We start from the raw sequence: 25928 nt of genomic DNA on the forward strand, positions 1-25928 counted from the left end.
GATGATTCGTATGCAGCAGTCTGAGTTGGAACGAATTTCGAGTCTGACTCGTGACGAAGCGAAACAAATCATTCTTGACCGGGTTGAAAACGAGCTTTCACATGACATCGCCATCATGACAAAAGAAACTGAGAACCGTGCGAAAGAAGAGGCGGATAAAAAAGCGAAAAACATTCTTTCACTCGCCTTACAGCGCTGCGCAGCGGATCACGTTGCCGAAACAACGGTATCAGTTGTCAATCTTCCAAATGATGAGATGAAAGGACGTATCATCGGCCGGGAAGGGCGTAACATTCGTACGCTTGAAACGCTGACAGGTATTGACCTGATTATCGATGATACCCCTGAAGCTGTCATTCTGTCCGGATTTGATCCGATCAGACGTGAGACAGCAAGGATTGCTCTTGATAAACTCGTTCAGGATGGCCGTATTCATCCGGCACGGATTGAAGAAATGGTTGAAAAATCTCGCCGCGAGGTCGATGACTACATTCGTGAGATGGGTGAGCAAACGACATTTGAGGTTGGCGTTCACGGTCTCCACCCAGATCTGATCAAGATTCTCGGCCGCTTAAAGTTCCGTACAAGCTACGGTCAAAATGTGCTTAAGCATTCCATGGAAGTCGCATTCTTGGCTGGGCTGATGGCATCGGAGCTTGGAGAAGATGCAAAGCTTGCTAAACGGGCGGGACTACTTCATGACATCGGAAAAGCGATTGACCATGAAGTAGAAGGAAGCCACGTTGAAATCGGAGTCGAGCTTGCGACTAAATATAAAGAGCACCCAGTCGTAATTAACAGTATTGCATCACACCATGGGGACGAAGAGCCGACTTCCATTATCGCTGTGCTGGTAGCTGCAGCAGATGCGCTTTCCGCTGCAAGACCTGGCGCAAGAAGTGAGACGCTCGAGAACTACATTCGAAGACTTGAAAAGCTCGAAGAAATTTCTGAGTCCTACGAAGGTGTTGAAAAATCATTTGCGATTCAGGCTGGACGTGAAGTGCGTATTATGGTGAAGCCGGATTCAATAAATGATCTTGAAGCTCATCGCCTGGCGCGAGATATCCGAAAACGAATTGAGGACGAGCTCGATTATCCAGGTCATATTAAAGTGACAGTCATTAGAGAAACTCGAGCCGTAGAGTATGCAAAATAAAGTGATGCGCTAAGCATCACTTTATTTTTTTGACGGCTGAGGAATAGAAAGGATTTACAAAATGAGAATTTTATTTATCGGAGATGTTGTCGGGTCACCGGGCCGCGACATGGTAAAAGAGTATGTGCCAAAGCTGAAAACAAAATACAAGCCGCATTTTACCATTATAAATGGCGAAAATGCCGCACATGGAAAAGGCTTAACAGAAAAAATCTATCACAGTTTAATACAGTCTGGCGCAGATGCGATCACGATGGGAAACCATACCTGGGACAAAAAGGAAATTTTTGATTTTATCGACGATGTCCCGAACTTAGTCCGTCCCGCAAACTTTCCGGAAGGAACACCGGGAAAAGGGATCACATATGTGAAAGCAAATGGTAAAGAACTTGCTGTTATCAACTTGCAAGGCCGTACGTTTTTACCGCCGCTCGATGATCCGTTTTTAAAAGCGGATGAATTAATTGCCGAAGCTGCTAAAAGAACACCGTACATTTTTATCGACTTCCATGCGGAAGCGACAAGTGAAAAGCTTGCACTCGGCTGGTACACGGATGGACGGGCATCTGCTGTAGTAGGAACTCACACTCACGTGCAAACAGCGGATAACCGCATTTTGCCGAAGGGCACGGCATATATTACTGATGTAGGAATGACCGGCCCATATGACGGTATACTGGGGATGGACAGAGAAACGATTATCAAACGTTTCAAAACAAACCTTCCTGTGCGCTTTACTGTCGCTGAAGGAAAAACAACCCTGAGCGGAGTCGTCATTGATATAGACGATCAAACGAAAAAAGCCGTTAAAATCGAACGTATTTTAATCAATGATGATCACATGTTCTTTGAATAATTGATCTCATGGTTATTTTATAAAAATATTAAAAAGAAAAGCAGGAATATAGCAACTCCTTAGTGAATATAGTAAAAATGGAAGGTAGCCCGCTATTTTTGAAAAGCATTGTGGGGATGGCTTTTTGGATAGCAACATCTAATAATGATTGTTCTAATGAACACTCACTTATCCATTGTAAAACTAAGGGGGAGCAGAAATGGAAATCTTAAAAGTTTCAGCAAAATCGAGTCCAAATTCAGTGGCAGGTGCGCTTGCAGGTGTGTTAAGAGAGCGCGGAGCCGCCGAGATTCAAGCAATTGGAGCGGGTGCTTTGAACCAAGCTGTAAAAGCTGTGGCAATCGCCAGAGGATTTGTGGCGCCAAGCGGGGTTGATTTGATTTGTATTCCGGCTTTTACTGATATTCAGATCGATGGTGAAGAAAGAACAGCGATTAAATTAATCGTGGAGCCTCGCTAAGAAAATTAAAGTATTCACAACCTGTTTGCATATGCAAGCAGGTTGTTTTTCATTTATTGTGATATTTTCTCTCAATAGTATTTTTATAATATAAATGAACCATATGTCATGTGTAAAAACGATTCCGGCTTTTTATAAAAAAAATTTAGCCCATTTTTCAAGACGGATACTTTTGTCTTTCCTAGGAGGACACAGCTGTTTACGGTGATTCCAGATCATGGTACAATCCGGTTATAACAAGACTTTTAAAGGAGGATTGTACATGCAGAGTGGAAAGATGAAAGCTGTAATGAAAAAACACGGTGCTTTCGGCGCTGTGCTGGCTGAAGTTCCCATTCCTGAAATCGATAAGCATGAAGTTCTTATAAAAGTTAAGGCAGCTTCCATTTGCGGCACGGATGTGCATATTTATAATTGGGACCAATGGGCACGACAGAGAATAAAAACTCCTTGTGTCTTCGGCCATGAGTTCAGCGGGATTGTCGAGGCTGTAGGCGAGAATGTCAGCAGTGTAAAAATCGGGGAGTATGTTTCTGCGGAAACACACATTGTATGCGGCACATGCGTCCCTTGTTTAACAGGAAAGCCTCATGTATGTAAAAATACGGCCATTATCGGAGTGGACACGGCAGGCTGTTTTGCGGAGTATGTCAAAGTGCCGGCCGAAAACGTTTGGAAGAATCCCGCGGATATGGACCCGGCGATTGCTTCTATTCAAGAGCCTTTAGGAAATGCCGTTCATACAGTTCTTGAGAGTCAGAACGCCGGAGGAACGACTGCTATTATTGGATGCGGGCCGATCGGACTTATGGCGGTAGCGGTTGCAAAAGCAGCAGGTGCAGCGCAGGTGGTCGCCATTGACAAAAATGAGTACAGATTAGCTCTCGCCAAACAAATGGGAGCCACAAGCACGGTCTCCGTCGAAAAAGAAGATTCGCTCAAAATTGTAAGCGCTTTAACGGGCGGGGAAGGAGCTGATCTCGTTTGTGAGATGTCGGGTCACCCTTCAGCTATCGCGCAAGGCCTAGCAATGGCTGCAAATGGCGGGAGATTTCATATTCTCAGCCTGCCGGAACATCCGGTTACCATCGACTTGACGAATAAAGTCGTGTTTAAAGGCCTTACCATCCAAGGGATCACAGGGAGAAAGATGTTTACGACATGGCGGCAGGTTTCACAATTGCTTAGAACAAACACACTGGATCTTTCACCTATTGTTACCCATCAGTTTCCATTAGAAGAGTTTGAGAAAGGGTTTGAACTGATGAGAAGCGGACAGTGCGGAAAGGTTATTTTAATTCCATAAAAGGGGGATCAACATGACAAAAGAATTTGAGTTTCTAAAAGCAGAGCTTGAAAGAATGAAAGAAAACCACACATGGCAAGACGTTAAACAGGTAGAATCAATGCAGGGCCCTTCTGTTACAGTGAATCATAAAAAAGTTATTCAGCTTTCTTCTAATAATTACCTCGGATTTACTTCACATCCAAGACTCATCAAAGCTGCACAGGAAGCTGCTCAGCAATTTGGAGCCGGAACCGGTTCAGTCCGGACAATCGCCGGAACGTTTACCATGCACCAAGAATTGGAGAAAAAACTGGCAGCCTTTAAAAAAACAGAGGCGGCACTAGTCTTCCAATCAGGCTTTACAACAAACCAAGGTGTACTTTCCAGCATTCTTTCAAAAGACGATATTGTCATTTCTGATGAATTGAACCATGCCTCTATCATTGATGGAATCAGATTGACTAAGGCGGATAAAAAGGTTTATCAGCATGTAGATATGAGTGATTTAGAGAAGGTGCTGAGAAAATCAATGAATTACCGCATGCGCTTGATTGTCACTGACGGCGTATTTTCAATGGATGGAAATATTGCTCCTCTGCCTGACATTGTAGAGCTCGCTGAGAAATATGACGCTTTTGTGATGGTTGATGACGCCCACGCATCCGGAGTGCTTGGCGAAAACGGCAGAGGGACGGTAAATCATTTCGGTCTTGACGGAAGGGTTCATATTCAAGTCGGAACGTTAAGCAAGGCAATCGGAGTTTTAGGGGGATACGCTGCCGGTTCAAAGGTGTTAATCGACTATTTGCGTCATAAAGGCCGTCCGTTTTTATTTAGCACGTCACATCCTCCGGCTGTAACTGCAGCTTGTATGGAAGCAATTGATGTCTTGCTGGAAGAGCCGGAGCATATGGAGCGTCTGTGGGAGAATACACATTATTTTAAATCAATGCTTGTCCAAATGGGTTTTACTCTCACACAGAGCGAGACGCCGATTTTGCCTATTTTAATAGGTGATGAGGGGGCAGCGAAGCAATTTTCTGATCAGCTTCTGTCACAAGGTGTTTTTGCCCAAAGCATCGTTTTCCCGACTGTTGCAAAAGGAAAAGCCAGAATACGCACAATTATTACAGCCGAGCACACCAAAGAAGAACTGGATCAGGCGCTTGATGCCATTGAAAAGACAGCAAAGGAGCTTCAGCTATTGTAAGGAGAAGGGAACACTCTTCTCCCTTTCATTCCTTATTGATTATTATTCTCAATGAGTGTACAATGATAGGTTGCCAGTTGTGCAGAGCTTCAATAACCTTTATACTGGAGGGTGGAAGTTTGGTTTGAAAGGAGAAATATCATATGAATGAAAAGCAAAAATTAGAGAGCGGACAAGTTAATCCATCGGACAAAAAATCCGAGAAGGATTACAGCAAGTACTTTGAAGCTGTCTACATTCCGCCTTCTTTAAAAGATGCGAAAAAACGCGGCAAAGAAGCCGTTACTTATCATAATGACTTTAAAATTTCTGAAGAATTCAAAGGCATGGGTGAAGGAAGAAAATTCTATATCCGGACGTACGGCTGCCAAATGAACGAACATGATACAGAAGTAATGGCAGGGATCTTTATGGCTCTTGGCTATGAAGCGACAAACTCTGTTGACGATGCCAATGTCATTCTGTTAAATACATGTGCGATCCGTGAAAATGCGGAAAACAAGGTATTCGGTGAGCTTGGACACTTAAAAGCACTCAAAAAAAATAACCCGGATCTTATCTTAGGCGTTTGCGGCTGTATGTCACAAGAGGAATCAGTCGTTAACAGGATTTTGAAAAAACATCCGTTTGTCGATATGATTTTCGGTACGCATAATATCCATCGTCTGCCGGAGCTTTTGTCTGAAGCATACCTTTCAAAAGAAATGGTCATAGAAGTTTGGTCCAAGGAAGGCGATGTCATTGAAAACCTTCCGAAAGTCCGCAACGGAAAAATTAAGGGCTGGGTCAACATCATGTACGGCTGTGACAAGTTCTGTACGTATTGCATCGTCCCGTATACACGCGGAAAAGAAAGAAGCCGCCGTCCGGAAGAGATCATTCAGGAAGTAAGAAGACTTGCAAGCGAAGGCTATAAGGAAATTACACTCTTAGGCCAAAACGTAAACGCGTACGGAAAAGACTTTGAAGATATGAACTACGGCCTTGGTGATTTGATGGATGAGCTGCGCAAAATCGATATCCCGAGAATCCGTTTCACAACGAGTCATCCGCGTGACTTTGATGATCATCTCATTGAAGTGCTTGCAAAAGGCGGCAATCTGCTCGATCATATTCATCTGCCGGTCCAATCAGGAAGCTCAGAGGTCTTGAAACTGATGGCACGCAAATATGACAGAGAGCGTTACATGGAGCTCGTCAGAAAAATCAAAGCGGCTATGCCAAACGCTTCTTTAACAACTGACATTATCGTCGGCTTCCCTAACGAAACGGACGAACAGTTTGAAGAAACGCTGTCATTATACCGTGAAGTGGAGTTTGACAGCGCCTATACGTTCATTTACTCTCCGCGTGAAGGCACACCTGCAGCAAAAATGAAAGATAACGTTCCGATGAGAGTGAAAAAAGAACGCCTGCAGCGTCTGAACGCATTGGTTAATGAAATTTCTGCTAAAAAAATGAAGGAATATGAAGGCAAGGTTGTCGAAGTATTAGTTGAGGGCGAAAGCAAAAACAACCCTGAGGTTCTTGCCGGCTACACTGAAAAAAGCAAGCTTGTGAATTTCAAAGGACCAAAGGAAGCGATCGGCAAAATCGTTCGCGTGAAAATCCAGCAAGCGAAAACGTGGTCGCTTGACGGAGAAATGGCAGGAGAAGCAATCGAGGTGAAATAAGATGACGCTCTACTCTAAAAAAGACATTGTGCAGCAAGCACGAAACCTTGCAAAAATGATCTCTGAAACAGAAGAGGTTGATTTTTTCAAACGGGCTGAAGCGCAAATTAATGAGAACGCAAAAGTGTCTGTAATCATTAATCAGATTAAAGCCCTGCAAAAACAAGCTGTTAATCTGAAGCATTACCAAAAACTCGAAGCGCTCAAACAAGTAGAAGAAAAAATTGATGCGCTGCAAGAGGAGCTTGAAGACATTCCTGTCATCCAGGAATTCAGAGATTCTCAGGTTGAGGTGAATGACCTTCTGCAGCTCGTGGCGACCACCATTTCCAACCAGGTCACAAATGAAATCATTACATCAACCGGAGGCGACCTTCTAAAAGGAGAAACTGGTTCGAAGATGAAACATTCAAATAACAGCTGTTCTCTTTAAACGCGGTGCCTTTTCAGGCCCGTGTTTTTTTATGTTAAACTATCAACAGAACTAAATGAACTATGTACTAATTATTCAATATGTTTTGCCACCTTTAGCCAAATAAACTTTATCGCACTTATGAGTAAAGTTTCTAGGCACCCCTGCATACAATGGAACAGAAACTTTGTATTTTTATATTTTAATTATAAAAATGCACACTAGACGAATGCCCAGCATAAGATAACACGAAGAAGAACAAGGAGGCATGCCGGAATGTCTGAATACAGGGAAATTATCACGAAGGCGGTAGTAGCGAAAGGCAGAAAATTTACACAGTGCACCAATACCATCTCCCCTGAGAAAAAACCGAGCAGCATTTTGGGCGGTTGGATTATCAATCACAAGTATGACGCAGAAAAAATCGGAAAAACCGTAGAAATTGAAGGGTATTATGATATAAACGTATGGTACTCTTACGCAGACAATACAAAAACAGAGGTTGTCACAGAACGAGTGAAGTACGTCGATGTGATTAAACTCAGATACAGAGATAACAATTACTTAGACGATGAGCATGAAGTGATTGCAAAAGTGCTTCAGCAGCCAAACTGCCTTGAAGTCACCATATCTCCAAATGGCAATAAAATTGTTGTGCAAGCGGAGAGGGAATTTTTGGCGGAAGTGGTAGGGGAAACAAAGGTTGTTGTAGAAGTGAATTCTGATTGGGAAGAGGATGACGAAGAGGATTGGGAAGACGAACTTGATGAAGAGCTGGAGGATATCAATCCTGAATTTTTAGTTGGAGATCCTGAAGAATAAAAAAGAGACTAGGGGAGTCGGTACCCCAAGTCTCTTTTTTATATAGACATATCATTCTTTTAACCTTTCTGTTTATGTTATAATGAAGGCTGGCAAATAGAAACGTTGATACATAGTGAGGGATTAAACAATGGCTACTTATACGCCTATGATACAGCAATATTTAAAAATAAAGGCAGAGCATCAGGATGCCTTTTTATTTTTTCGTCTCGGTGATTTTTACGAAATGTTTTTTGAGGACGCTAAAAAAGCGTCACAAGAGCTGGAAATTACGTTAACAAGCAGAGACGGAGGCGCCGCTGAAAAAATACCGATGTGCGGTGTTCCGTATCATTCTGCTTCGGCTTATATCGAGCAGCTTATTAAAAAAGGATACAAGGTGGCCATATGCGAACAAACGGAGGATCCAAAGGCTGCAAAGGGCGTCGTCAAACGTGAAGTCGTTCAGCTGATTACCCCTGGAACTGTAATGGACGGAAAAGGCATCCATGAATCAGAAAACAACTTTATTGCATCAGTTTCGGCCTGCTCAAACGGATACGGGCTGGCGCTGTCCGATTTAACAACGGGTGAAAATTTGGCTGTTTTAATTGAACGGCTGGAAGACGTCATATCAGAAATTTATTCAGTCGGCGCGCGGGAAATTGTCGTAGCGGAAAGCCTTGATGAAAAGACGGTTGCTCAGCTGAAGGAGCGGTGCGGCGCTACCATTTCGATTGAAGATGGGGAAACGGATGAGCACGTTCAGATTATTGAGCATTTGCAGAATCCGGACGTAACGAAAACATTTCTCCGTTTATATACGTATCTGAAAAGGACTCAGAAACGGAGCTTAGATCACCTTCAGCCTGTACAAGTGTATGAGCTTGAAGAAGCCATGAAAATCGACTTATACTCGAAGCGGAATTTGGAGCTGACTGAAACGATCCGTTCAAAAAATAAAAAAGGCTCCCTGTTATGGCTGCTTGATGAAACAAAAACTGCGATGGGAGGGCGGCTGCTGAAACAGTGGATTGACCGTCCGCTTATCAGAGTGAATCAAATTGAAGAGCGTCAAGAAATGGTGGAAACATTAATGTCCCATTTCTTTGAACGGGAAGATCTTCGTGAGCGTTTAAAGGAAGTCTATGATTTAGAACGCCTCGCAGGCCGTGTCGCATTCGGAAATGTCAATGCACGGGATCTCATTCAGCTGAAGGAATCATTAAAGCAAGTGCCCGGCATTAAACAGCTTGTTGCTTCACTGGCTCATAAGAAAGCGAAGGAACGGGCGGAGCGGATTGACCCGTGCGGTGATGTTCTAGAATTACTGGAAGGAGCCCTGTACGAAAACCCTCCGATATCAGTAAAAGAAGGAAACCTGATCAAAGACGGGTACAATCAAAAGCTCGATGAATACCGCGATGCTAGCAGAAACGGGAAAGACTGGATTGCCCGCCTTGAACAGCAGGAACGTGAATATACAGGCATTCGGTCATTAAAAGTCGGCTTCAATAAAGTATTTGGCTATTATATTGAAGTGACAAAGGCGAATTTGCACCTTCTTGAAGAAGGGCGCTATGAGCGGAAACAGACGCTAACGAATGCAGAACGCTACATTACACCTGAATTAAAAGAAAAAGAAGCGCTCATTTTGGAAGCGGAAAATAACATCTGTGAGCTGGAATACGAGCTCTTCACCGAGCTGCGTGAGAAAGTGAAATTGTATATTCCGCGTTTGCAGCAGCTCGCCAAACAGATGAGTGAGCTCGATGCGCTGCAATGCTTTGCGACAATCAGTGAAAATCGTCATTACACGAAACCTGAGTTTTCTAAAGATGAAGTTGAGGTCATAGAGGGCAGACACCCGGTTGTTGAAAAAGTAATGGACAGCCAGGAATACGTGCCTAACAACTGTGTGATGGGCGATAACAGACAGATGCTGCTCATTACCGGTCCGAACATGTCGGGGAAAAGCACATACATGAGACAAATCGCGCTCATCTCCATTATGGCGCAAATTGGCTGCTTTGTGCCCGCGAAAAAAGCTATGCTTCCGATTTTTGATCAAATTTTCACCCGAATCGGCGCAGCGGATGATTTGATTTCCGGACAAAGTACTTTTATGGTGGAAATGCTTGAAGCCAAAAATGCGATTGTAAATGCAACCAAAAACAGCCTCATTTTGTTTGATGAAATCGGGCGGGGAACGTCCACATATGACGGCATGGCCCTTGCGCAAGCGATTATTGAATATGTTCATGACCATATTGGCGCCAAGACGCTGTTTAGTACGCACTATCATGAGCTGACGGTTCTTGAAGAAAAGCTTCCGCAGCTGAAAAATGTCCATGTTCGTGCTGAGGAATATAATGGGACGGTTGTCTTTCTTCATCAAATTAAAGAAGGGGCAGCTGACAAAAGCTACGGTATCCATGTCGCCCAGCTGGCTGAGTTGCCGGAAGATCTGATTTCGCGCGCTCAAGACATTCTAAAAGAACTTGAGCATTCAGGGAACAAACCGGAAGTGCCAGTGCAGAAACCTGAGGTACCAGTACAGAAACATGAGGTAAAAGAAGAGCTGGCACAGCTGTCCTTCTTTGACGAATCGGATAAACCGGCTGCATCACCAAAGCTTTCTAAAAAAGAAAAGCAAGTACTTGATGTCTTTAAATCTCTGAATATACTTGATATGACACCGCTGGAAGCGATGAATGAAATGTACAAGCTGCAAAAGAAATTACATTAAAACGGGGTGATGAATGTGGCAAAAGTCATCCAGCTGTCAGATGAACTTTCAAATAAAATTGCGGCGGGCGAGGTTGTGGAACGGCCCGCCTCAGTCGTGAAGGAATTGGTGGAAAATGCCATCGACGCTGACAGCACAGTCATTGAAATCGACATTGAGGAAGCGGGTCTTGCATCCATTCGTGTTCTGGATAATGGAGAAGGAATGGAAAATGAAGATTGCAAGCGTGCCTTCCGCCGCCACGCAACAAGTAAAATAAAAGATGAGAATGATTTATTCAGAGTGAGAACACTTGGCTTTAGGGGAGAGGCACTGCCGAGTATTGCGTCTGTCTCCCATCTGGAGATTACGACAAGCACGGGAGAAGGAGCGGGAACGAAGCTCATGCTTCAAGGCGGAAACATCATTTCTGAATCGCGTTCCTCAAGCAGGAAGGGAACCGAAATTGTCGTTTCCAATCTGTTTTTTAATACACCGGCCCGCTTGAAATATATGAAAACCGTTCATACAGAGCTTGGGAATATTACGGATGTGGTCAACCGGATTGCGCTGGCACATCCGGAGGTATCGATCCGCCTTCGCCATCATGGAAAAAATCTTCTCCAAACGAATGGAAATGGAGATGTGCGCCATGTCCTTGCCGCGATTTACGGTACGGCTGTCGCTAAAAAAATGCTGCCGCTTCATGTCAGCTCACTGGATTTTGAAGTGAAGGGATATATCGCTCTGCCAGAGATTACACGGGCATCGAGAAATTACATGTCGTCTGTCATCAATGGCCGTTATATTAAAAATTTCCCGCTCGTCAAGGCGGTGCACGAAGGATATCACACACTTTTGCCAATCGGACGCCATCCGATCACATTTATAGAAATCACCATGGACCCGATTTTAGTCGATGTCAACGTGCACCCTTCGAAGCTTGAGGTACGGCTCAGCAAGGAAACAGAGCTGCACGACTTAATTCGTGACGGCATAAAAGATGTATTTAAACAGCAGCAGCTGATACCGAGCGCACAGCTTCCGAAAAAGTCAGCACCTGTGATCAAAAATGAGCAGCAGTTCATGACCTTTGATGAAAAACCTGCTGAAAGAAAAGTGCCGGAAAAAGCGCTTATGCCTTCGTATTCACCAATGAAGCTCAGTTCAGTTGTCAAAGAACCAGTTGAGATAGAAGACGAATTGCCTTCAGAGCAGCTTGAAACTCATTCTGTGGCTGAAACAAAACAAGATATTGCAGAGCCTGCTGTTTCAGAGGAATTGCCTGAAGCATTCGAACAGGAGCCCGCTCAGGAACTTCAGCAGACATCATCTGAACGTGTGCCGATCATGTACCCGATCGGCCAGATGCATGGGACCTATATATTGGCGCAAAACGAAAACGGCTTATATATTATCGACCAGCATGCCGCCCAAGAGCGTATTAAATACGAATATTTTCGTGAAAAGGTCGGGGAGGTTGAGCCTGAGGTGCAGGACATGATTGTGCCGCTGACGTTCCATTATTCCACGAACGAGGCACTCATTATCGAACAGCATCTACAAGAGCTCGAAAGCGTAGGTGTCTTTTTAGAGTCTTTCGGCTCGAACAGTTACATCGTCCGCTGCCACCCGGCTTGGTTTCCAAAAGGAGAAGAAGCCGAGCTGATAGAAGAAATCATTCAGCAGGTGCTCGATTCGAAAAACATTGATATCAAAAAACTGCGCGAGGAAGCGGCGATTATGATGAGCTGCAAAGGTTCAATCAAAGCAAACCGCCACCTCAGAAACGACGAGATCAAAGCGCTTCTGGACGATCTCCGAAGCACATCAGACCCATTTACATGCCCGCACGGCCGTCCGATTATGATTCATCATTCCACGTATGAGATGGAAAAGATGTTTAAACGTGTGATGTAGCGGGGTTTGGTGAAGGGGATAGATCCTTTGCTTATGTTGAAGGCAAGCCAATATCCCGTTCGATGGCGTACGTCTCAGGGCGGCTGCTGAGTATGTAGGTATAGACGAAATTGAAACCCATCCGTTGAGGAAAACATTTGCTATCACTTTTACAAACTGAGATATTTAACCACTTCCAGCGTAAAACGCTCGTTATATCGGAATCAATTAAGACGCAATGAAGAAATTCAAAATATAACCCGGCTCATCCAAAATAACAAGGATGGGCCTTTTTCTTTTCATTTTTCGTCAATTTTTCAAAAGTACAGGTATGTAATTCATTTTAGGGATATGGCTTTAAAACAGAGATGACAAGGGATTTAAACAGTTCGACGAGTTGCACAGTATAAAACGTATGGGGAGCTGAGGAAATAGAGTATTATCAACAAGAGAAAGGGGTAATAACTTGGAAATTGATAAGAGAACTGCTGTTGAAATAGGTGTCAAAGAAGCTGCTGAAGAATTATGTAAATTAATGGATGAATTACATTAATTGTACAAGCATTTTGCTTTTGTGAAAGTGCTTTAAACTGCTTCCGGTAAATCTCAGGATAGACAATTGGCGGTACGGTGGCAGTTTAGAAAGAATAAATATGTGATTAAAAGGGAATCGTTCGACAAATTTTGCGAACTGTTTCATTTCTAGTCCTCTTGTCTGATAATAAATCAAGAGGTGAAAGTTTATGAAATTTGAAGTTGTTTTTTGGTTTGATAATGAAAATTTAAGAACAGCTAAAGTAATTGCAGAATCTGAGAAAGCACTTATAAAAGAATTGCAAGAATGTGAACATTGGTATGAGTTTGAAGATGGTAAGCGTATAGCAAATGTTAATATGCGACTTGTAACGCAATTTGATGTGAAAAGAAAATAAAAAAGCATCCCTCGGGGTGCTTTTTTATTTGGGTAGTTGCGCGATGCAGGTGCACATGTGAACAGAGGATCGAATGTATGGGGGAGGGATTAACTTTTGTCTATTAAAAAGTAGTTTGAAACAATCATGTAAGGTATACTCTTCTCATAATGGAGGGAGTTACATGAAATACATAATAATTACTTTGATATCTATTGGATTACTTGCTGGCTGTTCAACCAGCAATGAAACGAAAAACATTGACACTACGAAACAAAATGAAATAAACAAGGAATCAAACACAGATGGGTTGTCTATAGTTGATGCTGGTGTTACTCAAGAAGACGAGTCTACAGACACAGCACGGACAGAAGTTAACGAAACAGTAAAGGAAATTGCTACTCAAGCATCATACGAAGAATTAAATGTAAACGATCCACCAGTTGATAAAGTTGTGAAGATAACTGACACAGTCGAGAGTGTAATGGATGAAGGTGGTGCTTTGGATTCGTTTATAATTTCTCAGGAAGAAGATGGTGAAAATTGTTTGTATCAAGTGATGAACATGAGTTACTTAACATTAACTAAGGGTGATAAGGTTTCAGCTTACGGCCCTGTGCAAGAAGGTGAAGAGACACCGGTGATTACAGGCGTTCTAGTAGAAAGAGAGTAAGACATCCGATTGGGTGTCTTTTTATATTGGCAAAGGAGAGTATGAATAGGATACAAAATATTCGAAGGAGAATTAAAGATGACTAAGCAATTCATCAAAAAGATTTCATATGTATCTTCACTCGCGAATGAAAGGACAAAGAGTGAGGGCTATGCCCTTAAGCCTATGAGAATATGAACCGCCTCTGGTTGCCCGATCCTGCCTCACCCGTAGCAGGGGCTGTGATGCACACTAGACACAGCAACAAGAAGAAACGAAACCATAACAAGTTTTTAGACATATTTTGATTTTTGTTTTGCATTTCAGGTTTCATTCCTCTAACTGTTTTACACTTTCTCGTTGACTATAGGAAAGTGAGGCGACGAAAATGTCATTACAGCATAAAACCGCTTGAATCAATCACAAGCGGTTTTTTATCGGTTTATGTTTTAGGCCGATCATCAAATGCTAGTTCAATGAACGCCATAAATGCTGATATGACAAAGAGTAATGCGTCCGGGATATAAATAGAATCCATAAAGTAATCTACTAAACAAATTGTTATGAAATTAGCGATGAAATAAAAAACAAATGTGAAAAGTGCTGTTTTTCTGATAGAAAGTGAATGGATCATTATCAAAGAAACGACTTTTGTTAGAGGGTCTATAACCAGTCCGGCAGCAAAGCATCCCAATATAAAAAACAATAAGGTTTGATTGGAATCGTATGTGATGCCGAGGATGGCAAATAGCCCTTTCAAGCCGAAGAAATAACCGCCGAAGATCACAGCAGCAGAAATTGTGATAAGGAGGGCAATGGATACAATCACTATTATTTTTGAGCTTGGTTTTAAGTCTTTAAATGGCGTGTCGTGTTCTTTCTGGCTTACGTATTACACTCCTTACATGTTAGTGATTCACAATACAGCAGAACTCATCCCGAATATACTAAAATAATAATAAAAACAGGATATGTTTCCTAGGCAAGTGCCTAATGAAAAAAGCGAAAATCCGACAGGTATACTGAGAAAGCAGAGGCTTATTTCATATAAGCTCCTTATCTAGATGACTTGCATAAAGTGTAACATATATTTACAAAAGTGAAAAAATCCTTTTTCTATTGAAAAAGGATTTTTTAGCGAGACTAATTTTAACTTCTGAGATTTTTTGAAGCTTTCGCTTTTTTCGGCCAGATAAAATAACTGGCGGTGATCAGGCAATCAATGCCCAGAATGACTGTCCATAGCTTTAAAACACTGCTCAGCGCTTCGGTACGGGCAGCATCATTAATAAAATAAATCATCCCGGCCAGCAGCCCGGCACCAATAAGATAAGCGAGCACATGTCTGATCAAGCTTTTCGCATAATGTTTCGCATGATCCATTCCATAGCGCACAAGCGGTTTTGAGCCTTGCTTTGTTACATAATAACGGAATTTTTCATCCGCCCATTGGATCATTTGCTTGCCGAAAGCAATCGATACGCCGATGTACACTGCAGCAATCGCGTGTGCAGTAGTCGCAACGGCTCCGCGGTATAAGTCCGCAGACGTCATTATTAACAAAATCAGGTCAATGACAGGGGTTAAGGCAAAAAGAAACAGCCCTAATTTATCTTGTTTAAATAGATAGCGTACGACAAGGCCTAACACTATTACAACCCAAAATCCTATTTCGCAGAAGACAATCATCCAAGCGACACTGTTCAATCTGTTCCCCTCTTTCTAATACAGTTGTATTATTTAATATGATTTTACCATCTGCGTTTTTATAAAACAACTGTATTATAAAAATTGCTCTCTGATTTTTTTCTTGGTAAAATAAAGATATGCCAAAACAAATTGACCATGAAAAAAGAAGAAAACACATTGCAGAAGCGACATGGCGGGTGATTTTAGAACGAGGGATGGAGGGGGCCTCAGTCAGAAACATTGCCAAAGAAGCAGGACTGTCGTTAGGTGCGCTTCGCCATTATTTTTCAACTCAGGATGAATTGCTTGTTTTTGCAATGAAACTTGTGAAAGAAAAGGTGACAGCCCGTATTAATGAAATTGCTGCCCATGATTTGCCGCCTAAAGAAAAAGTGTTACACATACTGCTTGAAATTGTCCCGACAAATGCTGAAACGATTAGAGAGATGGAGGTATGGTTTGCTTTTACTGTTTATGCGAGACATAAAGACAATATGTTTGATGCGGGACATGACGAAATTTACAAAGCAATTCGAAATCTGATTGACTACTTGGACCAGCTTCATTTATTGCAAAAACATGCTGATAAAGAAATAGAAGGAGAGAGGCTGTACGCCTTAATCGATGGTTTGGCTTTACATGCGATGTTTGACCCTCGCCGTGTGAATAAAGAACGGATCAAACGTGTTATGATGCAGCATTTACAATCTATATGCGTTGATGAATCAGCCCAAGAGTGAATAGGTCACTGCAAAAAGTTATTCTTAATGGACAAGTCTCCAAAAAGAATAACTTTTTTTATGTGAATCAAGCCGTAACTGCAAGAATGAATTGAAGAATGGAAAAGCCGCATGCCGTTTGGTAAAGTGGGAATGGAAGAGAGAATGAAAGAACTTCATATTGATAGGAATGGTGAAAATGGTTACTTATGCGGTACATACGATCAAAACATTTCATCAAGGGTGGACTAACTATTGTTACATCATTGAAGATATTGTAAGCCGATCTGCAATAGTTGTTGATCCATCATGGGAATTGAGTAAACTAACTAATAAACTTTCTGAGCTGGAGGTTGATTTATCAGCAATTCTTTTAACGCACTCTCATTATGATCATGTAAATCTTGTTGAGCCGCTCACGGCATTATTTCATCCTCAAGTGTATATGTCGAAAACAGAAATCGACTTTTACCAATTCAGATGCAAAAACTTAATTGCTCTTCAAGACCGTGAAACCATCAGCATAGGAATGACGAAAGCGCAATGTCTGCTTACACCTGGGCATACAGCCGGCGGGATGTGTTATTTGTTTTCAGAAAGTATATTCACAGGAGATACGATTTTTACGGAAGGATGCGGGATATGTGAAGATCATGGCAGTTCCGCAGATGATATGTTCGATAGTGTTCAGAAGATAAAATCCATCGTTTCCCCAGAAGTGCGGGTTTATCCGGGGCATTCATTTGGTCAAACACCAGGGCAAACAATAGGTGAGCTTTTAAAACATAATATTTATTTTCAGATTGATAAAAGAGAATACTTTGTGAAATTCCGCAATAGAAAAAACCAAAGAGGTATTTTTGATTTTAAATAAGTTTTTCCGAAATCATTCTATTAGACTATTTTCTTTCTGCATCCGAAAGATTTGCCTTTTGAAAAATGATGACAAAGCACGGGTTGATTTTATTAAGTAATGAAATGAAGCTTATGTATCATCATCTTTTGGCACAAGTGATATGCAGGTCTATTTTCTTATGTTTTACAGCATGTCCTGATTCTTTATACCTTTATGGAAAAATGCAGAGAAAAAACGATGGAAAGTGTAGGAAAAATTAACTTGACGGATAATATTTACAGAGGTTACCATCAACATGAACATGCTACTATTTATCCGGGGCAATACTTATATTTTCTATAACGTAAGTCAGCAGGTAATTATATATCGGGGAAGGGTGGCTTTAATAGAATGATCACATATGTTTTTCCGGGACAGGGTTCACAGAAACAGGGAATGGGCAGTGAGTTATTTGATGAGTTTAAAGAACTGACGGCACAAGCAGATGAGATCTTAGGGTATTCTATCAAACGCCTATGCATAGAAAATCCTTATTCAAACTTAAACAAAACGCAATTTACTCAGCCGGCCTTATATGTAGTGAACGCATTAAGCTACCTGAAAAAAATACAGGAAACAGACATAAAACCCGATTTTGTTGCCGGGCACAGCCTGGGAGAATACAATGCGCTATTTGCGGCTGAAGCCTTTGATTTTGAGACGGGGTTAAAGCTTGTCAGAAAAAGAGGCGAGCTGATGAGCATGGTAAGCAACGGCGGTATGGCGGCCGTTATGGGACTAAATGAAGAACAGGTTTCAGAGGTTTTGATAGATCATCATTTACATGCGATTGACATTGCGAATGTAAATGCTCCTTATCAAATTGTGATTTCAGGTCAAAAAGAAGATATTGACAAAGCCGCATCCATCTTTGAAGCCAAGACAGACGTTACGATGTTTCTCCCCTTAAACGTCAGCGGTGCGTTTCATTCCAGATACATGAATCATGCAAAGCAGGAGTTTGAACAATTTCTTGACACTTTTCATTTTGCTCCTTTATCTATTCCGGTTATTTCTAATGTATATGCCAGACCGTACTCTTCTGAAGTAATTAAGCCGACACTGGCGGATCAAATCAACCATTCGGTAAAATGGACTGAAAGTATACGCTTTTTAATGGAAAAAGGTCAAATGGAGTTTGAGGAAATAGGACCGGGAAATGTGTTAACAGGATTGATCCGCCGCATTGAAACAGATGCGGAACCTATGACACGCTAAACCGATTTCTATACCAAAAGGCCTCAAATTCGGGTCTAAAGTATACGTCATGCATGATTCGATAGACACTGTTAAAACTGAAAGAATTTATATACTGTTACATAAAGAGGTTCATAAAAAAAGTTCGCTCTCTAGCGGACATTTGCACTATCGCAGTCAGTTTTTATATTACGATAAACCATCGCTCTCCTTTCAAGAGAACCGCCCTTTATTTCAAAAACATCTAAGTCATAATAGAGTCGATGTTTTTGGCGATGCCAAAATGATTCACATCAAATTCAGATACTTCCAAGATCACTTCATTAACGAGCTTCCACATCCAGAACAACAAAACCAAAGCATTTTTCCATTCATGTTATAAACCATAAAACGAGGCTTTTCTCACAGCCAGCCAGCACCATCATATTTTCGTAACTCACCTTTAAATACATAAAAAAGAAGGTTATAAAAATGAATGAACCACTCGTTTTTATGTTTTCCGGACAAGGCTCTCAGTACCATCATATGGGAAAAGAATTATTCAGCAAAAACACCGTTTTTCGCCAATGTATGCTTGAAATGGATGCCATTGTCTCTCGGCAAATCGGCATATCTATAGTCAATGAAATGTATCATCCCGCTAAGCGTGTATCGGAACCGTTTGACCGTGTCCTTTATACGCACCCCGCTATCTTTATGGTTGAGTATTCTTTATATCGGGTTTTCGCAGAAAAGGGAATCCAGCCTGATTACGTGCTGGGGGCAAGTCTGGGAGAATTCGCGTCAGCTGCTGCTTCCGGTGTTTTAGACGCAAAAGAGATGCTGGAATGCATACTTGAACAGGCTACCGTCATCGAAAAATACTGTGATAAAGGAAAAATGCTGGCTATACTCGACAAACCGCAACTATTACTTGATCATCCGCATCTATTTGAAAATAGTGAATTAACCTCCATTCATTATGATTCGCACTTTGTCATTTCGGGAGAAAGTGAAAACATACAGCAGATCACTGATGTCCTGAGAGAGAACGGGATTCTCTGCCAGCCGCTGCCTGTATCCTACGGATTTCATTCTTCCCTTATTGATCCTGCAGAAGATGTATATAAAGAATTTTTAAGATCAAAATCTTTTAAACACCCTTCAATCCCGTTGGTATCCTGTTTAACGGGAAGGAGCATTCGCGAGATTCATAACGATTTCTTTTGGGATACTGTAAGAAGACCAATGAGATTTCGAGAAGCTATTCAATTTTTGGAAAGTCAGCATACGTGCCATTTCATTGATTTGGGGCCTTCAGGAACCTTAGCTGCGTTTGTTAAACAATTAATCTCGGGAGATTCAGCGAATCGCTGTCATTCAATCATCACACCATTTCATCAGGAGCTGAAAAATCTGGAGATGGTTGAGCGTTTACAGAAACTAGAAAGGAAGTAAACAAGATGATTACATATGTTTTTCCAGGACAAGGCTCCCAGCAAAAAGGAATGGGACAAGGACTTTTTGAGCAATATCAGCATTTGACGGACCAAGCAGATCAAATACTTGGATATTCAATCAAAAAACTCTGTACTGAAAAAGGCTATTTCGATGTCAATCATACTCAATATACTCAGCCGGCTTTATACGTGGTCAATGCACTCAGTTATTTGAAAAAGCTGGAGGAGACCGGCGGAAAACCTGATTTTGCGGCGGGGCATAGCTTAGGAGAATACAACGCGCTGTTTGCAGCAGGCGCATTTGACTTTGGGACAGGCTTAAAGCTGGTGAAAAAAAGAGGCGAGCTGATGGGACGGATTACTGGAGGCGGTATGGCTGCGGTGATCGGTTTAGATAAGGAACAAGTTGCAGCCGTATTAGAAGAACATCATTTACATACGATTGATGTGGCAAATGAGAATACACCTCGGCAAATTGTGATTTCCGGACAAAAAAAAGATATTGAAAAAGCGGGAGCTGTTTTTGAAACCATCCAGGATGTAAAGCTGTTCCACCCGTTAAACGTAAGCGGAGCTTTTCATTCCAGGTATATGAATGAAGCAAAACAAGAATTTAAGCAATTTATAGAAACATTCCATTTTGCGCCTTTGTCTTTTCCGGTTATCTCGAATGTATATGCAGAGCCTTATCAACAGGAAAGGCTGAAAGAGACCCTGTCTCAACAAATGAACAGCACGGTTAGATGGACAGACAGCATTCGTTATCTTATGGGAAGAGGAGCAATGGAGTTTGAAGAAGTCGGTCCTGGAAAGGTGTTAACCGGCTTAATTACCCGGATAAAAAATGAAGCGGAGCCGTTAACACATCATGTTGATTCAACAGAGAAAAATGCCTCTAATGGCCAGCAAAATGAACAAGCAGAAACTGACGCCCATTTAGCTCGAATGTCTGCTGAGATTACAGCTCATTCATTAGGAAATGCCGAGTTTAAAAAAGACTATCAACTTACATATGCTTATCTTGCAGGAGGAATGTACCGCGGAATTGCTTCGAAAGAAATGGTTGTAAAGATGTCAAAAGCGGGGATGATGGGGTTCTTTGGCACGGGCGGTTTGGATCTGAATGACGTTGAGGATGCGATTCTGTCTATTCAAGGCGAATTGGGGCAGGGACAAGCCTATGGCATTAACCTTGTGCACAGTATGAAGCATATTGAATCAGAAGAAAAAATGATTGATCTTTTATTGAAACATAATGTGAGACATTTGGAAGCCTCCGCATTTCTAAGTGTCACTCCTGCTTTAGTTAGATATCGCGCTAAAGGATTGAAACGGCGTCCAAACGGTGAAGTGATATGTTTAAATCGAATGATAGCGAAAATCTCAAGGCCTGAGGTTGCCGAATCTTTTATGAGTCCTGCGCCGGAGAATATGGTAGAAAAGCTTTTAAGAGAAAACAAAATCACAACTAGTGAAGCTGAGTTATTGCGGGAGATCCCTGTGGCAGAGGATATTTGTGTGGAAGCAGACTCAGGCGGTCATACGGACGGCGGTGTTGCATACAGCTTGATGCCGGCGATGACATTATTAAGAGACGAAATGATGAAAAAGTATCGATATAACAAAAAAATACGCGTCGGTGCGGCAGGCGGGATAGGGACTCCTGAGGCGGCGATGGCTGCCTTTATGCTCGGTGCTGATTTTATCTTAACCGGCTCAATCAATCAGTGTACGGTTGAAGCGGCCACAAGTGACAGAGTGAAAGATTTATTGCAGCAAATGAATGTTCAAGATACGGCGTATGCGCCAGCGGGTGATATGTTCGAATCGGGCAGCAAAGTGCAAGTGCTAAAAAAAGGTGTGTTTTTTCCGGCGCGAGCCAGCAAGCTGCATGAACTTTACCAGCGATTTGGATCATTGAGTGAGATCGATCAAAAGACCTTAACTCAGCTTGAGGAGAAATATTTTAAACGCAGTATCGAAAAAATATATGAAGATATTAAATTACACTATCCATCGGCAGAGATTGAGAAGGCTGAACGGAATCCGAAACATAAGATGGCATTGATTTTCAGATGGTACTTTAGGTACAGCTCGCAATTGGCGATCAGCGGAAGCGAAGAGTCTAAAGTCGATTATCAAGTTCACTGCGGCCCTGCGTTAGGGGCTTTTAATCAATGGGTCAAAGGCTCAGAATTAGAGAGCTGGCGGAACCGTCATGTGGATGATATCGGGAAAATATTAATGACAGAAACCGCAAAGTTACTTAACGACAGAATTGCATTATTTTCTCAAAAGGCGCTTTAAAGTCTATTGTGCAATAATAAAAGATTGAATATTGCGAAAGAAATGGTTGGAGCCTGAATGTTTAACATTCCATTTAAAGGAGAGACAAACGTTATGAATAAACAGAAAGTCTTCGAAGTATTGATTACTAATATTTGTGAGGTTCTTCCGGAATTGGACGGACACCGTTTTGAGCCTGAAGACCGATTAGCTGATTTAGGGGCTGATTCTGTAGACAGGGCTGAAATTATAACCATGGTGCTTGAGGATTTATCATTAAAAATCCCTCGTGTCGAGCTGTCTGGTGTGAACAACATCGGCGAATTAGCTGAGGTGCTTTATGACAAAGTACAATCCGCCTGAGATTCTGGTGACCGGTGTCGGAGTAACGGCAGCGATCGGCCAAGGAAAAGAGGCTTTTGTTTCTTCTTTATTGTCTGGGAGGCATGCCTTTGAAGTGATGCAGCGCCCTGGCAGACAAAAAGACAGCCGGTTTATTGGGGCTGAAATTCCTGCGTTATCTTATCCGGAACGTCTTTCTAAGAAACTGCTAAGAAAAGCGTCATTTTCCAGCCGAGCTGCTTTGGTTACTCTCTCAGAAGCCTGGGAGGAGGCGAAGTTAGACGATGCTGGTTCCGCACGTATCGGGCTGGTAGCAGGAGGATCGAACTTTCAGCAAAGAGAGACCCTCCAGCTTTATGAGAATTATAGGGACCGCTCTGGTTTCATGTCGCCAGCATATGCACTGTCTTTTATGGATAGCGATCTTTGCGGTCTTTGTACAGAACAGTTTGGAATCACCGGTTTAGCTTATACGGCGGGAGGTGCTTCCGCAAGCGGCCAGTTAGCGGTGATTCAAGCAATTCAGCAAGTCCTGTCAGGAGAGGTTGATATTTGCATCGCACTGGGGGCGTTAATGGATATTTCCTATATGGAATGTGAGGCGCTCAGGGCTTTAGGCGCTATGGGAACGGATAAATATGCTGATGAGCCGGAAAACGCGTGCCGTCCCTTTGACCAGAACAGAGATGGATTTATTTATGGAGAATGCTGCGGCGCCTTGGTGATAGAACGAAAAGATACGGCTGTCCGCCGGGGCATAAAACCCTATGCTGCATTGTCAGGATGGTCAATCAAAGTAGATGGGAACCGCAATCCTGATCCTTCTTTAGAAGGGGAGATCTATGTCATACAAAAGGCATTGGAGCGAGCCGGTCTCACACCTGAAGAAATTGATTACATAAACCCCCATGGCACGGGTTCTTTCATTGGAGATGAAATTGAATTGAAGGCGCTGCATGCTTGCGGTCTTTCTCATGCTTATATAAATGCAACAAAATCAATAACCGGGCATGGGCTCAGTGCAGCAGGCATTGTTGAGATTATTTCTGTACTGCTTCAAATGAAAGAATCACGCCTGCATCCGAGCCGGAATTTACATGATCCAATTGATCCTTCCTTGCATTGGGTGACGGATCAATCAATTTCACACGACATAAAAAACGCGTTGAGTTTAAGCATGGGTTTTGGCGGAATGAATACCGCTGTTTGTATACAAAACATTGAAAAATGCGGAGGCGAATCATAAATGGTTTCTGCTGGAATAGAAGCGATGAATGTCTTTGGCGGAACGGCATACCTTGATGTCATGCAATTAGCCAAGTACAGACATTTAGATACTGCTAGATTTGAAAATTTATTAATGAAAGAAAAAGCGGTAGCACTGCCTTACGAAGATCCTGTGACCTTTGGAGTGAATGCGGCTAAACCGATTATTGATTCACTAAGTGATGCAGAGAAGGACAGGATTGAATTGCTGATCACCTGTTCCGAATCTGGCATCGATTTTGGAAAATCATTAAGCACCTATATCCATGAATATTTAGGGCTTAATCGCAACTGCCGTTTGTTCGAAATAAAACAAGCCTGTTATTCAGGAACTGCCGGATTTCAAATGGCAGTGAATTTTATATTATCCCAGACGTCTCCGGGTGCCAAAGCACTGGTCATCGCCAGTGATATTTCCCGTTTTTTAATCGCTGAAGGCGGAGACGCTTTAAGTGAGGATTGGTCCTATGCCGAACCGAGTGCCGGAGCGGGAGCAGTGGCTGTTTTGATAGGCGAAAATCCTGAGGTGTTTCAAGTTGATCCCGGGGCAAACGGCTATTACGGCTACGAAGTGATGGATACGTGCCGTCCCATTCCCGACAGTGAGGCGGGAGATGCTGACCTGTCTTTAATGTCATATTTGGATTGCTGTGAACAAACGTTCTTGGAATATCAAAAACGTGTATCCGGGGCTCATTATCAAGATACGTTTCAATATCTAGCCTACCATACGCCTTTTGGCGGGATGGTGAAAGGGGCGCACCGCACGATGATGCGTAAGATGGCAAAGGCGAAAACGGCCGAGATAGAAACTGATTTTTTGAAACGGGTACAGCCTGGATTGCTCTACTGCCAAAGGGTCGGAAACATTATGGGAGCCGCATTGCTTCTGGCGCTGGCTAGCACTATTGACAAAGCGCAGCTTGACTCGCCTAAACGAATTGGCTGTTTCTCCTATGGTTCAGGCTGCTGTTCTGAGTTTTACAGCGGAATTGCAACGCCTCAAGGCCAACAACGCCAGCGCTTATTTGAAATCGAGAAGCACTTGGACAATCGATATCATCTTTCAATGGATGAGTATGAAACGCTGTTCAAGGGAAGCGGGATGGTCCGGTTCGGAACTCGTAATGTCAAGCTGGATCTTGAGATGATTCCGGGGGTATTGCAATTTCATCAAGAAAAGCCGAGGCTGTTTTTAGAAGAAATTTCTGAGTTTCATCGCAAGTACAGGTGGATGTCGTGACATACCAAACGATTAAGGTCCGGTTTCAAGAGTCAATTTGCTATCTAACCTTTCATCGTCCTGACGCTAATAATACGATCAATGACCAATTAATCGATGAATGTTTACAAGTGATGAATCAATGTGAGACATCTTCCGTTACGGTCATTGTTTTAGAGGGGCTCCCGGAGGTATTTTGTTTCGGAGCCGATTTTCAAGAAATATATCAGGAGATGAAAAGCGGCAGAAAACAAGCGAGTTCTCAAGAACCTCTCTATGATTTGTGGCTGAAATTGCAGACTGGTCCTTTTGTCACCATTTCACATGTGCGGGGAAAAGTAAATGCCGGAGGTCTTGGATTTGTGGCTGCCAGTGATATTGTCATTGCGGATCAAACTGCATCATTCAGTCTGTCCGAGTTGTTATTTGGTCTTTATCCAGCTTGTGTGCTGCCATTTCTGATTCGCAGGATCGGCTATCAAAAAGCGCATTATATGACATTAATGACAAAACCGATTTTTGTTCAGGAAGCCATGGAATGGAACTTGGTAGATGCCTGTGACGCTCAAAGCGAGGTCCTGCTGAGAAAGCATTTATTGCGCTTGCGGCGGTTAAATAAAAAGGCAATTGCGCGGTATAAACAGTTTATCAATTCATTGGATGACCGCCCGCGCCGTACGAAATCCATGGCTTTAACTGAAAATCAAGACATGTTTTCCGACCCTCAAAATCAAATGGGCATCATAAGGTATGTTGAAACGGGGCAGTTCCCTTGGGAGAAGAGCCCGTAAACTGTGTGAAATACATACAATCAGAAACCGTTA

The 25928-nt window shown here is 42.5% G+C and carries 23 protein-coding genes and 1 pseudogene; 22 read left to right on the forward strand and 2 right to left on the reverse strand.

What is annotated here, in order from left to right:
* The 12 genes from rny to CJU60_RS11745 form a co-directional block, all read left to right on the forward strand.
* On the forward strand, positions 1-1159 hold a 1159-nt coding region (rny, locus tag CJU60_RS11690), incomplete at its 5' end, for a ribonuclease Y (RefSeq protein ID WP_141243778.1).
* A gap of 61 nt (positions 1160-1220) precedes the next feature.
* Positions 1221-2015, forward strand: coding sequence for a 2',3'-cyclic-nucleotide 2'-phosphodiesterase (gene ymdB / locus CJU60_RS11695; RefSeq protein WP_003245138.1), 795 nt, complete (start codon positions 1221-1223; stop codon positions 2013-2015).
* A gap of 199 nt (positions 2016-2214) precedes the next feature.
* The gene (spoVS, locus tag CJU60_RS11700; protein WP_003154135.1) at positions 2215-2475 is read left to right on the forward strand and encodes a stage V sporulation protein SpoVS; all 261 of its coding nucleotides are present in this window, start codon (positions 2215-2217) and stop codon (positions 2473-2475) included.
* Positions 2476-2737: 262 nt separating this feature from the next.
* Complete coding sequence (gene tdh, locus CJU60_RS11705; RefSeq protein ID WP_095713856.1) at positions 2738-3781, forward strand: L-threonine 3-dehydrogenase; 1044 nt, start codon at positions 2738-2740, stop codon at positions 3779-3781.
* A 13-nt stretch (positions 3782-3794) separates the two neighbouring features.
* Positions 3795-4973 carry a glycine C-acetyltransferase gene (locus CJU60_RS11710; RefSeq protein WP_095713857.1) on the forward strand — a complete coding sequence of 393 codons (1179 nt, stop codon included), beginning with the start codon at positions 3795-3797 and terminating at the stop codon, positions 4971-4973.
* Positions 4974-5116: 143 nt separating this feature from the next.
* Positions 5117-6646 carry a tRNA (N6-isopentenyl adenosine(37)-C2)-methylthiotransferase MiaB gene (gene miaB / locus CJU60_RS11715; RefSeq protein WP_024121459.1) on the forward strand — a complete coding sequence of 510 codons (1530 nt, stop codon included), beginning with the start codon at positions 5117-5119 and terminating at the stop codon, positions 6644-6646.
* Between the two features lies 1 nt (position 6647).
* Entirely contained in the window at positions 6648-7079 is a 432-nt protein-coding gene (ricA, locus tag CJU60_RS11720) for a regulatory iron-sulfur-containing complex subunit RicA (protein WP_024121460.1), read from the forward strand.
* A gap of 255 nt (positions 7080-7334) precedes the next feature.
* Complete coding sequence (gene cotE / locus CJU60_RS11725; RefSeq protein WP_024121461.1) at positions 7335-7880, forward strand: outer spore coat protein CotE; 546 nt, start codon at positions 7335-7337, stop codon at positions 7878-7880.
* 130 nt (positions 7881-8010) lie between these two features.
* Positions 8011-10608, forward strand: a complete 2598-nt coding sequence (mutS, locus tag CJU60_RS11730; protein WP_095713858.1) for a DNA mismatch repair protein MutS — start codon at positions 8011-8013, stop codon at positions 10606-10608.
* A 15-nt stretch (positions 10609-10623) separates the two neighbouring features.
* Positions 10624-12507 carry a DNA mismatch repair endonuclease MutL gene (gene mutL, locus CJU60_RS11735; protein WP_095713859.1) on the forward strand — a complete coding sequence of 628 codons (1884 nt, stop codon included), beginning with the start codon at positions 10624-10626 and terminating at the stop codon, positions 12505-12507.
* Positions 12508-13229: 722 nt separating this feature from the next.
* On the forward strand, positions 13230-13418 hold the full coding sequence (locus CJU60_RS11740) for a hypothetical protein (RefSeq protein WP_024121464.1): 189 nt from the start codon (positions 13230-13232) through the stop codon (positions 13416-13418).
* A gap of 163 nt (positions 13419-13581) precedes the next feature.
* Positions 13582-14070, forward strand: a complete 489-nt coding sequence (locus CJU60_RS11745; protein ID WP_095713860.1) for a putative periplasmic lipoprotein — start codon at positions 13582-13584, stop codon at positions 14068-14070.
* A gap of 421 nt (positions 14071-14491) precedes the next feature.
* Here the strand turns inward: CJU60_RS11745 and CJU60_RS11750 are convergent, their stop codons facing one another.
* Together CJU60_RS11750 and CJU60_RS11755 are read right to left on the reverse strand one after the other, a co-directional pair.
* Positions 14492-14884: a YrvL family regulatory protein gene (locus CJU60_RS11750; RefSeq protein ID WP_095713861.1), complete on the reverse strand. Its 393-nt coding sequence runs from the start codon at positions 14882-14884 to the stop codon at positions 14492-14494.
* 314 nt (positions 14885-15198) lie between these two features.
* Positions 15199-15756, reverse strand: a complete 558-nt coding sequence (locus CJU60_RS11755) for a hypothetical protein (RefSeq protein WP_095713862.1) — start codon at positions 15754-15756, stop codon at positions 15199-15201.
* Positions 15757-15875: 119 nt separating this feature from the next.
* On the opposite strand from CJU60_RS11755, the gene CJU60_RS11760 reads away from it, so the two are divergent.
* From CJU60_RS11760 to CJU60_RS11800, 10 genes and pseudogenes are all read left to right on the forward strand, one after another.
* Positions 15876-16478 (forward strand): TetR/AcrR family transcriptional regulator, encoded by a 603-nt coding sequence (locus CJU60_RS11760; RefSeq protein WP_095713863.1) that lies wholly within the window; start codon positions 15876-15878, stop codon positions 16476-16478.
* 178 nt (positions 16479-16656) lie between these two features.
* Entirely contained in the window at positions 16657-17331 is a 675-nt protein-coding gene (locus CJU60_RS11765; protein WP_024121470.1) for an MBL fold metallo-hydrolase, read from the forward strand.
* A gap of 177 nt (positions 17332-17508) precedes the next feature.
* Positions 17509-17631: pseudogene (locus CJU60_RS21825) on the forward strand (hypothetical protein); the annotation flags it as partial.
* A gap of 72 nt (positions 17632-17703) precedes the next feature.
* Entirely contained in the window at positions 17704-18570 is an 867-nt protein-coding gene (gene fabD, locus CJU60_RS11770; protein ID WP_024121471.1) for an ACP S-malonyltransferase, read from the forward strand.
* 450 nt (positions 18571-19020) lie between these two features.
* On the forward strand, positions 19021-19986 hold the full coding sequence (locus tag CJU60_RS11775) for an acyltransferase domain-containing protein (RefSeq protein WP_095713864.1): 966 nt from the start codon (positions 19021-19023) through the stop codon (positions 19984-19986).
* A 5-nt stretch (positions 19987-19991) separates the two neighbouring features.
* Complete coding sequence (fabD, locus tag CJU60_RS11780; protein ID WP_095713865.1) at positions 19992-22295, forward strand: ACP S-malonyltransferase; 2304 nt, start codon at positions 19992-19994, stop codon at positions 22293-22295.
* A 93-nt stretch (positions 22296-22388) separates the two neighbouring features.
* Positions 22389-22637 (forward strand): acyl carrier protein, encoded by a 249-nt coding sequence (locus CJU60_RS11785; RefSeq protein ID WP_024121473.1) that lies wholly within the window; start codon positions 22389-22391, stop codon positions 22635-22637.
* On the forward strand, positions 22615-23862 hold the full coding sequence (locus tag CJU60_RS11790; RefSeq protein WP_095713866.1) for a beta-ketoacyl synthase N-terminal-like domain-containing protein: 1248 nt from the start codon (positions 22615-22617) through the stop codon (positions 23860-23862). Before CJU60_RS11785 ends, CJU60_RS11790 begins: the two co-directional genes overlap by 23 nt.
* Positions 23863-25125, forward strand: a complete 1263-nt coding sequence (locus CJU60_RS11795) for a hydroxymethylglutaryl-CoA synthase family protein (RefSeq protein WP_095713867.1) — start codon at positions 23863-23865, stop codon at positions 25123-25125.
* A complete protein-coding gene (locus tag CJU60_RS11800) occupies positions 25113-25895 on the forward strand; it encodes an enoyl-CoA hydratase/isomerase (RefSeq protein ID WP_095713868.1) in 783 nt (260 codons plus the stop codon). Before CJU60_RS11795 ends, CJU60_RS11800 begins: the two co-directional genes overlap by 13 nt.
* The last annotated feature ends 33 nt before the right edge of the window (positions 25896-25928 follow it).

The organism is Bacillus sp. 7705b (genome assembly GCF_002289525.1).
GTDB lineage: Bacteria > Bacillota > Bacilli > Bacillales > Bacillaceae > Bacillus > Bacillus halotolerans.

What these genes read in the sequence shown, in the direction of transcription:
- ymdB (WP_003245138.1), top strand. Translation starts at nt 1,221, where the DNA reads ATGAGAATTTTATTTATCGGAGATGTTGTCGGGTCACCGGGCCGCGAC.
- spoVS (WP_003154135.1), top strand. Translation starts at nt 2,215, where the DNA reads ATGGAAATCTTAAAAGTTTCAGCAAAATCGAGTCCAAATTCAGTGGCA.
- tdh (WP_095713856.1), top strand. Translation starts at nt 2,738, where the DNA reads ATGCAGAGTGGAAAGATGAAAGCTGTAATGAAAAAACACGGTGCTTTC.
- CJU60_RS11710 (WP_095713857.1), top strand. Translation starts at nt 3,795, where the DNA reads ATGACAAAAGAATTTGAGTTTCTAAAAGCAGAGCTTGAAAGAATGAAA.
- miaB (WP_024121459.1), top strand. Translation starts at nt 5,117, where the DNA reads ATGAATGAAAAGCAAAAATTAGAGAGCGGACAAGTTAATCCATCGGAC.
- ricA (WP_024121460.1), top strand. Translation starts at nt 6,648, where the DNA reads ATGACGCTCTACTCTAAAAAAGACATTGTGCAGCAAGCACGAAACCTT.
- cotE (WP_024121461.1), top strand. Translation starts at nt 7,335, where the DNA reads ATGTCTGAATACAGGGAAATTATCACGAAGGCGGTAGTAGCGAAAGGC.
- mutS (WP_095713858.1), top strand. Translation starts at nt 8,011, where the DNA reads ATGGCTACTTATACGCCTATGATACAGCAATATTTAAAAATAAAGGCA.
- CJU60_RS11740 (WP_024121464.1), top strand. Translation starts at nt 13,230, where the DNA reads ATGAAATTTGAAGTTGTTTTTTGGTTTGATAATGAAAATTTAAGAACA.
- CJU60_RS11745 (WP_095713860.1), top strand. Translation starts at nt 13,582, where the DNA reads ATGAAATACATAATAATTACTTTGATATCTATTGGATTACTTGCTGGC.
- CJU60_RS11760 (WP_095713863.1), top strand. Translation starts at nt 15,876, where the DNA reads ATGCCAAAACAAATTGACCATGAAAAAAGAAGAAAACACATTGCAGAA.
- CJU60_RS11765 (WP_024121470.1), top strand. Translation starts at nt 16,657, where the DNA reads ATGGTTACTTATGCGGTACATACGATCAAAACATTTCATCAAGGGTGG.
- fabD (WP_024121471.1), top strand. Translation starts at nt 17,704, where the DNA reads ATGATCACATATGTTTTTCCGGGACAGGGTTCACAGAAACAGGGAATG.
- CJU60_RS11775 (WP_095713864.1), top strand. Translation starts at nt 19,021, where the DNA reads ATGAATGAACCACTCGTTTTTATGTTTTCCGGACAAGGCTCTCAGTAC.
- fabD (WP_095713865.1), top strand. Translation starts at nt 19,992, where the DNA reads ATGATTACATATGTTTTTCCAGGACAAGGCTCCCAGCAAAAAGGAATG.
- CJU60_RS11785 (WP_024121473.1), top strand. Translation starts at nt 22,389, where the DNA reads ATGAATAAACAGAAAGTCTTCGAAGTATTGATTACTAATATTTGTGAG.
- CJU60_RS11790 (WP_095713866.1), top strand. Translation starts at nt 22,615, where the DNA reads ATGACAAAGTACAATCCGCCTGAGATTCTGGTGACCGGTGTCGGAGTA.
- CJU60_RS11795 (WP_095713867.1), top strand. Translation starts at nt 23,863, where the DNA reads ATGGTTTCTGCTGGAATAGAAGCGATGAATGTCTTTGGCGGAACGGCA.